Source organism: Turicibacter sp. KK003 (assembly GCF_037014675.1).
Lineage (GTDB): Bacteria > Bacillota_I > Bacilli_A > MOL361 > Turicibacteraceae > Turicibacter > Turicibacter faecis.
Map to the genome: position 1 here is coordinate 569,187 of NZ_CP142738.1, position 15,188 is coordinate 584,374.

General features: G+C 34.2%; 12 protein-coding genes. All 12 read left to right on the forward strand.

The annotated features are described in order from the left end of the window. The first annotated feature begins 28 nt into the window (after positions 1-28). The 12 genes from yjeM to VXM77_RS02795 all read left to right on the forward strand — a co-directional run bounded on the left by yjeM (position 29) and on the right by VXM77_RS02795 (position 15,183). Positions 29-1,474 carry a glutamate/gamma-aminobutyrate family transporter YjeM gene (gene yjeM / locus VXM77_RS02740; RefSeq protein ID WP_161832131.1) on the forward strand — a complete coding sequence of 482 codons (1,446 nt, stop codon included), beginning with the start codon at positions 29-31 and terminating at the stop codon, positions 1,472-1,474. 367 nt (positions 1,475-1,841) lie between these two features. Continuing rightward, positions 1,842-2,870, forward strand: coding sequence for a type IV pilus twitching motility protein PilT (locus VXM77_RS02745; protein WP_161832132.1), 1,029 nt, complete (start codon positions 1,842-1,844; stop codon positions 2,868-2,870). A gap of 750 nt (positions 2,871-3,620) precedes the next feature. Further along, a complete protein-coding gene (locus VXM77_RS02750) occupies positions 3,621-4,358 on the forward strand; it encodes a prepilin peptidase (RefSeq protein WP_237658942.1) in 738 nt (245 codons plus the stop codon). Positions 4,359-4,625: 267 nt separating this feature from the next. After that, a complete protein-coding gene (locus VXM77_RS02755) occupies positions 4,626-5,300 on the forward strand; it encodes an A24 family peptidase (RefSeq protein WP_161832134.1) in 675 nt (224 codons plus the stop codon). Positions 5,301-5,360: 60 nt separating this feature from the next. Beyond that, the gene (locus VXM77_RS02760; protein WP_161832135.1) at positions 5,361-7,049 is read left to right on the forward strand and encodes a GspE/PulE family protein; all 1,689 of its coding nucleotides are present in this window, start codon (positions 5,361-5,363) and stop codon (positions 7,047-7,049) included. A gap of 10 nt (positions 7,050-7,059) precedes the next feature. Beyond that, complete coding sequence (locus tag VXM77_RS02765; protein WP_161832136.1) at positions 7,060-8,262, forward strand: type II secretion system F family protein; 1,203 nt, start codon at positions 7,060-7,062, stop codon at positions 8,260-8,262. A 77-nt stretch (positions 8,263-8,339) separates the two neighbouring features. Beyond that, positions 8,340-8,738, forward strand: a complete 399-nt coding sequence (locus VXM77_RS02770) for a prepilin-type N-terminal cleavage/methylation domain-containing protein (RefSeq protein WP_161832137.1) — start codon at positions 8,340-8,342, stop codon at positions 8,736-8,738. Positions 8,739-8,873: 135 nt separating this feature from the next. Then, complete coding sequence (gene pilM, locus VXM77_RS02775; protein ID WP_161832138.1) at positions 8,874-10,004, forward strand: pilus assembly protein PilM; 1,131 nt, start codon at positions 8,874-8,876, stop codon at positions 10,002-10,004. 198 nt (positions 10,005-10,202) lie between these two features. Beyond that, entirely contained in the window at positions 10,203-10,763 is a 561-nt protein-coding gene (locus tag VXM77_RS02780) for a PilN domain-containing protein (protein WP_161832139.1), read from the forward strand. Further along, a complete protein-coding gene (locus tag VXM77_RS02785; RefSeq protein WP_161832140.1) occupies positions 10,753-12,069 on the forward strand; it encodes a hypothetical protein in 1,317 nt (438 codons plus the stop codon). Before VXM77_RS02780 ends, VXM77_RS02785 begins: the two co-directional genes overlap by 11 nt. 9 nt (positions 12,070-12,078) lie before the next feature. Continuing rightward, positions 12,079-13,008 carry a prepilin-type N-terminal cleavage/methylation domain-containing protein gene (locus tag VXM77_RS02790; protein WP_161832141.1) on the forward strand — a complete coding sequence of 310 codons (930 nt, stop codon included), beginning with the start codon at positions 12,079-12,081 and terminating at the stop codon, positions 13,006-13,008. Positions 13,009-13,032: 24 nt separating this feature from the next. Continuing rightward, positions 13,033-15,183, forward strand: coding sequence for a hypothetical protein (locus VXM77_RS02795; protein ID WP_338506971.1), 2,151 nt, complete (start codon positions 13,033-13,035; stop codon positions 15,181-15,183). Positions 15,184-15,188 lie beyond the last annotated feature (5 nt).

Sequence of the window (15,188 nt, forward strand, 5' to 3'; positions counted from 1 at the left end):
AAATTTCAGAGGGTTTGAGATACCTTTCATGATGTTGACATGTATATTTGGTTTTAATCAAATTATGCGGGGATATTATTTCATGGGATATCAGGCGATATTTTGGTTTATTTTAGCAGCTGTAGTTTTTTTCATCCCATTTTCGTTTATGATGAGTGAATTTTCCTTTAGTTTTAAAAATCATAATGGAATTTATGATTGGATGCAAAACTTAATTGGATCGCGATGGGCATTTATCGTTACATTTTTATGGTATACATCTTATTTGATTTGGATGGTTAATACGGCTTTTACGATATGGGCTCCACTACCTGGGTTATTTTCTAGTTCCCAAGAAAGATTTGAAATGTTAGGGATATCTAATGCACAACTATTTGGTATTTTAGGATGGACTTTTTTTCTTATTATTTTTATTATTACTTCACGTGGTTTAAAAAGTATAATGAGAGCAACTTTAATTGGCGGAATCATTAATATTATATTAAATGTAATGATATTTCTTATTGGTATAACAATATTAATAGTTAATAAGTGGGAAGCCCTTTATGAGATTAAACACTTTGTATTGCCATCATTTAATATCGATTTTCAAGGAATAGTGCCAATGCTCTCCTTTTTCACGTTAACTATTTTAGCTTTTGGCGGGATTGAAACGGTTATTAGTTTTGTAAGTCAAGTTGAAGGTTCTATTGAAAAAATATTCAAGTGGTTTATAGGATCAATTCTGGTCATTCCGCTACTGTATATTATAGGAATATTTGCTGTCGAATCCGTAGTAGATTGGAACAGCGTATTAGCAAATAGTGAGGTTAACTCGGGTAATTTTATTTACATTGTTATAAAAAATTTAGGATATGAATTAGGAATGGCTCTTGGTTTCAGGGAATCAACATGTTTACAAGTGGGAATGTTTTTAATGAGGTACGTTGGAGTATCGATGTTTATTTCATTAAGTGCTGCGATGGTTATTTTTTCGTATGCTCCATTAAAACAATTAATTGAAGGAACGCCAAGACAAATTTGGCCAAAATCATTTGTAAGATACCAACGTGGAACCCCTATTTCGGCGATGGCATTTCAAACTGTGGTATGTATCGTCTTAATTTTAACTGTTTCTTTTGGAGGAAATGCAGCGACGTATTTATTTGATAAACTATTATTAATGACAGGTATTTCAGGAGCGATTCCAACTATCTTTTTAGTGAGCTCATTTATTATTTTTAGATTTATAAAGAAAGAGGGGCGTACCTTTGTTATTTATAAAAATAAATGGTTTACGTTGATGATTAGTATAGTAGCTATATGTGCCATTACTTTTGCCAGTTTGTTTACAATTATTAATCCATTATTAAATCACGATTATCAGACGTTTGGATGGATCGTTAGTGGACCAATTTTCTTTGGTGTTATTTCAAATTTAATCTATAGTCGATATCAACGAACGTATGTCAATCGATTTAAAAATAAAAGATAGGATGTAGTCTAATTAAGAAAAGCTAGTCACCTGGGTTTAGATAGATTGAGATGAACTGCTTTGTTTTTATGGCAAGTTTTCCGAAATCCTCTCCCTTCATCTGAGAATATTAAATGAAGGGTAGGGGGTTCGTTTGATAAAGAAACAAATTTTAAAGGTTTTTAAACGATTTAAAATTTGCAAGATTATCTGATAAATAAATTGTTTTTTTATGTATGATACTTATGACCTATGGGAAAAGTTTAATGAAGAGGCCAGATGGGCTTTTAAATAAGTTAAAGTGATACTCTATTTTAAAAGTCATGCATTAGCCTAGTTTCATTTAAAAAGATGCACGAGTTTTAATGAAGAATAGGAGGAAGAAAGAATGAAAATTAATGATTTATTAATAGAAGCCGTTCGTTTAAAGGCCTCAGATATTCACATTACGGTAGGTGTTCCCGTCATGGTACGTTTACGCGGTGAATTAGTAGCACTTAATCAAGAAGTCATGACTCAAGAGCACATTGAAGAATTAGTAAAAGAGTTACTTTCAGAGGAGGGGTTCAAAGAATTTGAAAAAAACTTACAATTAGACTTTTCGTATGAGATTCCAAATTTTTCACGTTTTCGTGTGAATGCCTATCATCAACGTCAACAATGGGCATTAGCGATTCGTCCTATACCGACTCAAATTCCAAGTTTTGAAGAATTACAACTTCCACCTGTTTTAAAACAATTCGTTGAAAAGCCAAGAGGATTGGTGTTGGTTACTGGACCAACTGGATCGGGGAAATCGACAACGCTTGCGGCGATGATTGACTATGTAAATGAAAATTTTCAAAAACATATTATTACATTAGAGGATCCAATTGAATTTCAACATAATCATCGAAAATGTATCATTAATCAACGTGAAATAGGGGCAGATGTTCATGATTTTAATCAGGCATTACGAGTCGCATTACGTCAAGATCCAGATATTATTCTAGTTGGAGAGATGCGTGATCTTGAAACAATCCAAATTGCATTAACCGCAGCGGAAACGGGCCATTTAGTTTTAGGAACGTTACATACATCATCTGCTGCTTCTACCATTGAGCGTATTATCGATGTTTTTCCGGCAGAAAAGCAAACACAAATTAGAACACAATTAGCGGGAAGTTTAGTTGGGGTAGTGGCACAACGACTATTTAAGCGCCAAGATACGAATGGACGTCAAGCCGTATGTGAAATCATGGTTAACACCCCAGCGATTGCGAATCTCATTCGCCAAGAGAAAGTGTTTCAAATTCCAAGTGTTATCCAAACGGGACGCGATATTGGAATGCAGACAATGGAAATGGCCATTCATGAATGGATCATGCGCGGGGTTATTGGAACAGAAGATTCACTAGCTTATTTAGATCAAAAGTGACACGTTATGCTTTGAAAAAAGTTCAGGGTATAAAGAAAATAGATTATTTATCATAGTGGTTCAAGTCTTTAATCACTTAGGTGAAATAAATTTGAAAATCGAATCACTTTAAAAATCTAATTGAATGTCAGAAAGAGGCTAAAGTATCTTAACATCAAAATAAAAGTATCGAACTCCTTTGAGAGAGAATCATGTTTATAGCAGAGAGGTTCGAGAAAGGGGAGTTTGTACGACAACCTCAATGCATCTAAGTTACTTTACGTCGAAGCCTTCAGATAAAAACGTATTAGGCTAAAAGGCATAAATTGAACTGAGTTTTAGTCCTTTCACTATCTCTTTTTGGTTAATTGATGGGTGAGACTTTAGAATAGTTTTTTTGAGGAAAAATATTTTGGAGGTCTAAATTTAACGACCCATCTGTTTATAAGTATTCAACCTCTTCTCCTGTGATTCAATCTTGGTCTATTAAGAAGAGGTGAGGAAAATCGATGTATTTTGCATGCACGCCGCATAGGCGTGGCGTGGTGTTTAAAGGTAGTAGGTTATGGAGGAATAGGTATATTTCTGATGGATGTAGTCGCACTCCCTATAATGTAGGATGATTGAGAAATTTCTAGACAAAGAGACGAGAATCCGTTAAGTGAACTGATGTAAAGAAAAGTAAAGTGAACACTTAGGTTTCAAATAACAAATAACGCCTATTAATAGGGGCGTCAACTTATTATACAAGGAGAGAGAAAGTTGTTAGTGATGTATAGTTTAGTTTTCTTTTTAGGAACCTGTCTAGGTTCTTTTTATCATGTCGTAGGATATCGATTACCAATTGGTGAAAATTGGGTGAATGATCGTTCTCGCTGTTTAGCCTGTCAACACGAGTTGCGATTTTACGAACTTCTTCCGATATTTTCTTATGTACTTCAAAGAGGAAGATGTCGACATTGTAAAGTAAAGATTAAGCCTATTTATTTACTATCTGAGGTGTTAGCCGGAATTTTATTTTTAATTCCCGTTATTCTTTATGGGTGGAATGGGTTTTCTAACGGATCGATTTATCTTGTTTGGTTAGTCCTATCCTTATTCATTATTGTTGGGGTTTCAGAATTTTATTATCAAAATTCCCCGCAAAATGTAATTTTATTTTTCTTAAGTCTGTTACTTCTTTGGCAAGTCATTTATTTGAAACAAGATTTCCTAATGACATTAGCTGGGGCAGGAATTGGTTGTTTTATTAGTTTAATTGGCTGTAAACTCAATGTCATAAAATTAAAAATTCATGAATTGACCGAAGGAAAGGTTCTTTTTTATGCATTGGTGGGATATTTGTTAGGACAAAGTTCAATATTCATGACAGCTATATTCATCGTGGTGGGTGTTAAAATAGGCGATCTGTTTATTCACCGAGTGAAGTATCCGGCAATGTTATTAACGATGGGAATTTTTTTAATCAGTTATTGTTATTTATTAGGGAAATTAATGGAGATTTACTGATAAGAAGATGAGATGGGGAAATAGTCCTAGTATATTGATTGAAGATGGAACATAATATACGTACGATAACCATTCATTTACGAAAAAAATGTTGAAATTTGTCTAATACTAAGATATATTAATTTGGAAAAGTCTATTAATTTAAATTGAATGAACCATTCATACGAGGAAAAATCTAACATAAAAAAATAAAAAAAAACAATTGATGATTGTTGCAGTTCTTCTATTATTGCGTATGGAATGTTCATCTGAAATAAAGGGGATTTTATGTTAATATTCATAACAATGATTGGAATAATAGTAGGTGTCATCATTCAATTGACTGGGAATGTATTGATGCTAGAACCTGAATCCTTCGATAAAAAAAGTTTAATCCAAGGGTATCAACAATTAAAAGCAGGAAAGCTATTCAATTGGTTTTCATTTAGCATGGGCGTTATTGCTGTACTTCTTTATTTAAAATTAGGATTATCGTTCATGTTTGTTAAAAATCTGTTTTTTATGATGATGATGGGATTAATTGCTTATATTGATTTTAAAGTGCTCTGTGTTTATCGCGTGACGACTATCGTGACGATGTGTATTGGGATTACCTTTACTTTTTTAGAGTATATTGTCTTCGCTATATCGCCTATTTCGTCGTTAATTGGTGCGTTTATAGGGTTTGCTGTGATTGCACTTATTGTGTATTTAACTCATGGGATGGGAGAGGGTGATATTGAAATCGCTGCGTTATGCGGATTGTTTCTAGGTATAGAGGGAGTCTTATTAACCCTCTTTATGGGGATTGTATTTGGGGGATTAGGTGGTGTTGTCTTATTACTTAGACGTTCTAAGACGTTGCGTGATGAAATGCCATTTGGTCCCTATTTGGTAGCAGGGGCAATGATTTCAATGATAGGCGCAAAAGAAATTATTGGTTTTTATTTGAGCTTATTTTAAATTTAAAAAGGATTCATGTGTTTAAATTAAGATAACATGCTAATAAAAGGATGGATAAATATGGCGTTAATGGAGAAAAAACGGTTAGGCGATCTCTTAGTAGAAGCCGGAAAGATTACTCATTTTCAATTACAAGAGGCCTTAAAATTACAACGTTTATTAGGTAAAAAGTTAGGTGAGGTCTTAGTTGAACAGAATATATTAACTGAATCCGATATTATAGATGCAATTCAAGAACAAACAGGGATTCAATCGATTGATTTAAACGAAATAACATTTGATAAACGGGCACTTAAAACGGTGTCACCTCACTTATGTGAAAGATATGGATTAATTCCAATTGAATTAGATGTTAATAAAATTAAAGTGGCAATGAGTGACCCGTTGAATATTTTTGCAATTGATGATATTTCAATTGCAACCGCTTTGGAAGTACAAGTGTACATTGCCCCTTTAAGAGATATCGAGAGATTTATTAAAATTCACTATACAAGTGAAGAAGTGACAAAAGCAGCTGAAGCTTTGAGTCAAGAATCCTTAAATAGTCAATCCATGATTGATGATGGTGCAGAGTTAGAAGACCTTCAAAATGCGCCAGTTGTTAAAATGGTCGAGTTCTTATTTAAAAATTCAATTGAGATGCGAGCATCAGATGTACATATCGAGCCCTTTGAAGATGAAGTCCGAATTCGTTATCGAATTGATGGAGACTTATGTCTCATTAATAAATTAGGTATTGAATTATTAGCTCCAATTGTTGCGAGGATTAAAATTTTAGCGGGACTTAATATTGCGGAAAAACGTATTCCACAAGATGGTTCGATTATGATGAAAACCGATAATTATGATGTAGATTTACGTGTCTCTATTTTACCCGTGGCAGATGGTGAAAAGATTGTTATTCGTATTTTGAATAAACTAGCGTTTAAAGTAGGACGCGAATATCTAGGAATTAGTGAAGATAATAATGCAAAAATTGATCGACTATTAAGCAATCCTCATGGAATTATTTTAGTTACAGGCCCAACAGGAAGTGGTAAAACAACGACGCTTTATACACTATTAAATGATCTAAACACTGAAAAAGTGAATATTATTACAGTTGAAGATCCCGTAGAGTATAAGTTAAAAGGAATTAACCAGGTAAATGTTAATAATAAAGCAGGGTTAACATTTGCGAGTGGATTACGAAGTATTCTTCGTCAGGATCCAGATATAGTGATGCTCGGAGAAATCCGTGATGAAGAGACTGCACAAATCGCAATGCGTGCTGCCATTACGGGACATTTAGTTTTAAGTACATTACATACAAATGATGCACCAACGACAGTGAATCGCTTGATTGATATGGGAGGGGAGCCGTATATTGTGGCCTCCTCGATTACAGGTGTAATCGCTCAACGACTGGTAAAGCGAATCTGTCAGCAGTGTAAAGAGTCGTATGAAGCATCCCCAATGGAAAAGTCCTATTTAAATCTTCCAACTGAACAATCACTCATCTTACATCGTGGGGCTGGATGTGGACATTGTCAGTATACAGGATATACAGGTCGAATCGGGATTTATGAAATAATGGAAATTACGAAAGACCATCGGATTGCAATTACGCAAAATAAAGATGCCACATTCTTACGCGAGATTTCGTTACAAAATGGAATGACAGAGTTATCTACTGAGTGTCGAAAGCTCGTGTTACAAGGTGTAACAACAATAGAAGAGATGATTGACATTGCAGGGCTAAACCATTAGGAGGAATGAAATGGCGAAGTTTAGATATCGTGCGTTAACCGCAACGAAAGAAAAAGTTGAGGGTTTCTATGTAGCAAAATCTAAAGATGAGGTTATCTCAATCTTAGTGGCAAATAATCATTATCCTTTATTGGTTGAAGAAGTCAATGATTTACTAAATACTGAAATAGGTTTTAAAAAAAAGGTTAAACTAAAAGATATCGCAATATTTTGTCGACAGTTTTATACAATGGTCGATGCGGGTGTAAAACTTGATTCATGTTTACATATCTTGGCTACACAGTTAACTCATTCGGTTTTAAAACAAGCGGTAGCCGATGTACATAATGAAGTTAAAAATGGAACCATGTTATCAAAAGCAATGAATCACCATAGTGACGTGTTTCCCAATTTACTAGTTAAAATGATTTCAGCTGGAGAAATTAGTGGAAATTTAGATGTGATTTTATTACGAATGTCAACTTATTATGAAAAAGAAAATAAAGTGAGTAATAAAATCAAAAGTGCGATGATATATCCCACGGTTTTAGCTTCAGTTGCAACTGTTGCAGTTATGATTATTTTAACTTATGTTATGCCGACATTCATCGAGATGTTTAATCAAAATGGAGTTGAACTGCCGCTTTTAACTAAAGGTTTGTTAGCAGTAAGTAGTTTTTTATCTTCTTATTTCTTCATCGTTATGGGCGTTAGTTTTGTTGTTATATTTTTATTTAGATTATATTCGAAAACTGATCAAGGATATTATCGATTGAGTCAGTTTAAACTATGGGCGCCTATTTTAAAACCGTTAAATGAAAAAATTGTTGTTGCACGATTTACACGTACTATTTCAACCCTTCTAGCCGGGGGAATTCCCATTGCACAAGGGATTCAAATGACATCGGAAGTCGTTCAAAATAAATTAGTAGAAGATAAATTGACGGAAGTGAAGGAAAAGGTCATTAAAGGAGAAATATTTAGTCACGCAATTCGTGATAGCGGGGTCTTTCCATCAATGTTAGCGTCGATGATTAATATTGGTGAACAAACAGGATCTTTAGATGATATTTTACATAAGACAGCGGATTTTTATGAAGATGAGTTAGAGGCTCAAATTCAGATGACAACTGCCTTAGTTGAACCATTAATGATTGTTGCTATGGGAATTATCATTGGGGTTATTGTCATGGCGATTATGATTCCAATGTTTGAGATGTATACGCAATTGTAAAGCATAAAACTGTTAACTTCTTAGACTGATAAAGTCTTAAGTTAAGATAAAATAAAAAAATACATGGAGGTAGTAGTATGTTAAAAAAATTAAAAAAGAAGAAAAGTGGATTTACTTTAATTGAGTTAATTATTGTTATTGCTATTATTGCCATTTTAGCAGCTATCGCAATTCCTGCTTTCGGAAACATTCGTGAAAAAGCTAATAATACAACAGAATTAGCAAATGCGCGTACAATTTACTCAGTTATCACAGCAAAAGTGGCTGAAGGGATGACAAGTCAAGAATTAGCGACTTATTCGACTCCAGATGATGTAACAGAGAAAAATGTTGGTGCGTGGGGATTAACGACAATTCCAAAAACACAAGAGGGAGGATTATTTCAATTTAGTATTGATAAAGATGGGAATGTAAAGATTTTTGATGAGGAAGGGAATGAACTTTATCCTGGATCAACTCCTACTAAACCGGAATAGGATATCTCCTTTTACGAAGAAGTAAATTTGGAGCAATATAGGAAATGATAATTATTTAATTCATAATACGAGAGAAAAAGTGTAAAGATCAAACTTTACACTTTTTCCAAATATAAGGTAAGTTGAGGTGAAAAAATGGAAGATAAAAAGCTTGATCTTCGTGAATTGATGAAATTAGATATTAAAGATATTTTTAACCAAAAAAATTTTTCTAAATGGCGTAAAAAGAAGATAAAAAAGGTAGAGGCATTACCTAAACTAGTAGTTTCACTCGATTTTGGGTCAGAATCGATTAAAGTTGTAGAAGGAAGATATCAAAAAAATCATTTAAAAATCATGAAATGTATAACGATTCCTCATCAGCAATGTATTGAGAATGGAATGATTACCAATGAAACGAAACTCATTGCATTGTTAACTGAGCAATTAAAAGCTCATGGAATTAAAGCAAAAGATACAATTTGTATTATAAATTCAACACAAATCATTAATCGTGAGTTGTTTGTTATGCCAGTAGATGAAGAGGAAATGGACACGGTCATCCGTTATGAAATACAACAATTTTTACCGATTAATATGTCAGATTATTTAATTCAATATGTTGTACTTGATGAAGTGGTAATAAATGAAGAGAAAAAGTTAAAATTGAATGTCATTACTTTCCCAGAAAAAATCGCCTTAAGTTATTATGAGTTATTGAAAAAGTGTCAGTTAAAGCCGTATGCACTCGATTTAAGCTATAATGCAATCGGTAAATTAGCTAATTACTCTAATTTACTAAAAGGAGTGTCAAATGAAGAAGGTACTCTTGCTTTTGTAGATATAGGAAGTCAATTTATCGATTTAAGTATTTTTAATAAGCGAAATATTCAGTTTACACGTTTAATTAAATCGGGAAGTACTGCTATTGAAAATCGAGTAAGTGAATTGTCGAATCTGTCTATAAAATCAACAGTATCTTTTGATCAGGTAGACTTATATGGGGAAGATGTAGAGTCCCGAGCGGTTGTAGCAGCCGTTGATGAAATGATTTATGAGTTAGTTCGGGTCATTCGCTTTTATCAAAATAAAGTGGTCGGGAATAGCGTTGATCATATATATATTTTTGGAGGATCAACGGTTATTCCGGGACTGGCGGATTATATAGGGCTTAAAATCGGTATCCCGACCACACGATTAGAGAAATTAACAGGTGTTTCATTAGAAGTACCTGATGAGAATATTCCATTTTATGCGAATGCTATAGGGGCTATCATTCGTTTATAACGACAAAGGTGGGGAGAAGTAGGTGGTGTTTCCCTTCCTTTTCATGAAGCGCACACATTTAAGTGTCGCCTATAGAGTAGAGGCAAATATCCCTTAGTTTTAATTCATTGAAATAAGGAGAGAGAAAAATTAAAGTTAATGGGAGGGTATTTAGTTAGATTAAAAAGGTGAGATTACTTTTTTACAAGGAGGTCAGTTATGCAACGTGATATTAACTTTTTTAGTACGTATGTATTAAAAAATCAGTCTGAAAAAAGACGGAGTATCTTCCGATATGGATATTTAGGAGTTATTGGTGCGGGTATTGCAGGAACATTTCTGTTTAATCAATTTGAATTGTTGCATTTAAAGCAGTCTATTCAAGAAGTGGAGGACCTTTTAGCAGCTCCACCTATTGCAAATCAAATAGCGGAATCAGATTTTGCATTTCAAATGCTAGAAGTATTAAAAAGTTATGATGAACAATTAACGCCGTTAGTAAAAGGTATTCAATCACGAGATTTAATCACAAAAGTTTTATTAGATCAAATCAGTGCAACGCTACCAAGTGGGGTTTCGTTGGGGAGTTTGAATATTACAGACGGTTCAATTACGATGCAGGCAACCTCAGATTCTCGTCCATCGGTAGCAGAATTTCAGCACAACTTGAAGCAATTACCGTTCATTGTAGATGTCTATGTTGGAGGTATTTCTGAGCAAGCACCGTATACGATTAGCGTGACATGTACCGTAAAGGGGGATCAACAATATGAAGATTAGCCAGCGGGATAAAGGTATATTAATGATTATTATTGGAATCACTATTCTTTTTCTTTATTATCAGTTTATTTTTCTCAAGGATCGTTCGAAAGTAAAGCAGCTTTCTCAGAATTTAGCGGCTATTGAAATGAGACATGAACAAGTACTTGAAAATATTAGTACACTACAGACAAGATTGAAGACTATTGAACAGCTGAGTACGTCGATTGCTGAAAGAACCAATCAGTTATATCCGACACTAATTCAAGAAAAAATTATTTTAGAATTAGACCAGCTACTTACTAATCATCAAATTCAAGCGACTATTAGTTTTTCAGAAATAGATGCCCAACCGATTACGCCTTTTACAGGTGGAGTTTATGAAGTTCCTCGTGGTTCATTAAACCCTTTAGCGGAAAAGTATGATGCCTTAATGGGTTCAACAACGGAGAGTGGAGTTACTAAAAATCCTAATTTGAATGGGAGCGTGATCACAGAGAATCAAACACCGATACCCGATTTAAATGAATCAACTAATGTAGAGGGGGAATCTTCTATGGGACAAGCCGAGTTAGAGGATCCATCTACAAGTGAAGCAACGGTGGAAGTGATGAGTATTTCCATTGCATTTACAGGTGCTTATGAAAATGTAAAGAATATGATTGAGGACATTCAAAATTGGGAGCATAATCTTGTGATTACGAACCTGTCACTCACCCCGACAGATACGGGGGTATCAGGTAACTTTACACTAGAGTGTTACGCGATTCCGCGGCTTGAAAATAAAGATGAAGAATATATAAAGTGGACAATTGAAAATGTTTATGGAAAGGTGAATCCATTTATGGGAGGAATAGCGACAGGGGCTTACAGTGAAACGATGGAGAAATTATTATCAGCGGGGGTTAAAACGTATGATTTTATGATGCTTGTTCGCTCATCAGTCTCTGATTTACCATCAGTAACGGTAGGAAAGGCTTTAGATGAGACGCGTGAATCCTATTTAATGGTAGATAAAAATGAAGTTGAAAAAGTGAAGGTGACGTTAACAAAAGTGGGAGATGACTATTTTTATCGTCTTGAAACAAGTGAGGGGCAATATCCAAAAGATCCACAACCTCAAAAGTTTATTCCTACACAGAAAACGATTAATTTCCAAGTCATGAGTGAAAGTCGCCCAGATGTAACAGATAAGTCAGGAGTCGAATTAACCGTAGATAATCAAACGGATTTAACGGTAGAAGTTGAAGTAAGCGGCGATGATTCGACGAATCCACGTGTCAAAGTTGTGAGTAAAGGTTCGCCTGTAAATGTTATAACTAAGTAGGTGGGTAATTTGAATAAATTTTATCGTTATAAAAAAAATGGAGGATTTACGTTAATAGAGGTCATCATTAGCGTTGCATTACTTGCTATTTTATCGCTACCGATTCTTATGACGATTACGACCAATATTAAGATAAGCCAAAATAGCTCTCAGAGTCAGCAAGCTACTTTACTAGGGCAACGGATTATTGAATATTTAGGAAGAAAAGAGTCTATTACACTTGAAAATAGTTTGGAGGAAATAGGGCTTAGCCTTTCTTTTTCTAAATTAGAGGGAACAGATGGTAGCTTTAGTGCTACGGCACAAACAGAGGATAACTTGGAAGTGATGTTAACATTAAAGAAAGTGATAGATAATAATCGTTATTCTAATAATCCCAGTATGAATCAATTAATGAAACAACCAAACTTTATCCTTGAGGGATTGCAAGGTAGTTCATCTCATTTATTAATTAATGGGGAGTTAATGAGTCCAACATTTGTTTTACGAGTTGGAGATAAATCGACAGGGGCACAAGAAGTCCAATTATGTCAGTTAACAAAAGATAAAACAACAAAAAAATGCGTGAAGGATAAATTTGTGCTTGATTATCAAGAGGATACAATGAAAAATGAAGCTTTGGTGACAATAAGAGTAAAAGGAGAATTAGGTCGTAAATTTGAAATTCCTGTAGTGAATGAATCTCGTTACAATATTAATATTTATGTTCAACTAGACCAGGCTCAGGATAGTTCTAATCTTAAATTTGATTATGAAAATAATTCTGTAAATTCTTTAGATACCTCGGTTAGTTATTTATCTGAATTACCTCAGGATTCATTGATGGAAAATGTAAGTGATCTTTATGAGGTGGTTGTCCAAATTAAGCAAATTAATTCCAAGGGAGCTTTGTATGAAAGTAAAAGTGTTCTTCCTTTAAAAATAAAAGAAGTTAAATAAAATTAAGGAAGGGAGGTAGTTTTGATGAAAAAGAAAAAAGGGGCAACGATGATCACCGTTTTAGTACTTATGATGACTATTCTTACAGTTGGAATGGTTTTTCTTTCAGTTGTCTTAAATGATTTCAAGATGTCAAATCGGAATAGTGAAAATGTTGCTAGTTTATATGGAGCCGAATCGGGTCTTGAGACGGCATACAATATTTTAGTGAAGGTTTTTGATTATGCGGTTGATAGAGCCAATCATGAGGTTGAAACAAAGTTTGATTCAAACATGGATTTAGAAAAGTCGCAAGAAGAGATGAACGAACTATTTCAATCCACCTTTATTAAAGTGTTTGAAACAAAAGAAAGTGAGAATTCGCAAGGGATTTTACAAGACTCTATCAATAACTTAACTTATCCTGTTTTTAATCCTAATTCTCAGGGGCAATCACAAACCCGATTTCAATCGATTGATTTTAAGCCAGAGGGAGAAATCGAGATTGAGGTCGTACAAGACAGAGATCCTGATAATTTGACATTTAAGTTTTTGTTTATTTCGACATTTATGAAACATAGTATGACGAAAGAGGTCAGTGAACGTCAAGTTAGTGTTCAATATACCATGAAAGTGCCTCATTACCAAGGGGCTCTTCAACAACAATTAGTTACGAAGACGATTCCTAATTATCCAGTATTTACAGATAGCGTTGTTAATATTGACGGAAATGCGGATTTCAAAGGAAGTATAGATATTAAGGGAAATATTCGGATTAAAGGAAAGGAGAAAGCGTCAACTTCTATTCAATCTCTAGATTCAAAGTATGAAAATGGGATTATTATTAAAGACGCTCTTGTAAAACTTGAGGGAGATTTAATGACGAATGAGACTGTCTCTTTACATAACCAATCAAACGTTGAAATTGATGGGAATATCTTCGCGAGAAATCTTTATATTGGAGAGTTTACGAACGAAACAGCTCTTCCAACACACGCCGAATTAATAGTTCAAGAAAGTTTGTTATTAGATAATGATTTAGTGGTTAATCCGCAAGCGGCATTAGATAAAAAAATAACAACTAAAGTTTGGATGAGTAATCTGTATGGGCTAAATGATAAAAATGAACTGAAGGCAGACGGAACACCATTCAGGGAATCTAGTAGTTTAATTATCAATAGTGAGGGAGCAAAAGTTACGGTTAAGGATTCTACTTATTTGTCAGGTGTTGCCTATATTGACACGAAAGATCCCTATCAAACCGGTGAATCTGTTGCAGTTCGAGGCAATTACTTAGTTTATAATCGTATTTTACCTGGTTATGAGGGAAAAGTTCAGTTGAAATATTATGATCCAATGCTCCTTGTTGAATCTATTGAAAATGATTCATCCATTCAAGCAAAAGCAGAATACTTTGTTAAGTCAGCTCAGGATGGGGCACTAACGCTTAGCACAGGTGGCGTCTCTTTAAATCCTCAAGATGTTCATACCATAGGAGCATGGGTTAGCGAACAACAACCTGTTGGAAAAGGACAGGCTACCTTTTCAGAAGATGAGATTAATTTTTTAATGGATAAACGTCAGGAGTATGCAAGACAAGTCTACAATATGGGAATGAAGGCAGAGGTAAGTAATTACGAGAAAGGGCTGGTGTTAAAAAGTATTACAAGCGGTAAAAACGGTGAGGCACAAATTAATTTTGATTATCTTCGCAGTCATCCCAATCTAGAGTTTCGAAATTATTATGGAGAAGTAATTGCAAATGCCGACGAAAATATTGTGATTAAGGTTGAAAAAAATGAATTTGGAACGAATGATATTATTTATGTTGACCGTCAAAAGAATAATGTAGTAAAACGAATTTCGGATGTTAATAAAGCGTTTATTGTGACGGCAGGCGATGTACATTTTGTAGGAAATGTTTATTTAATAGGTAATGTCATTGCAGGTGGAGATTTAATAATGGAAGCTGATAATTCTGATCAGGATGGGATTCAATTAGTCTATGATAAGAAAGTCACTCAACAAATTATTGCCTTAAATTACGACTCTTTCAAAAACCTTTTTAATAGGAATACTGAAATCCTTAATCAAACAGAGGTTGAGGTTGTAGATGGTGCGACATTAGACAAAATGAACACAAACTACTATGTCGAAGATTATATAGCTGTTAATAACTGGCGATTAGTAAAATAACGGTG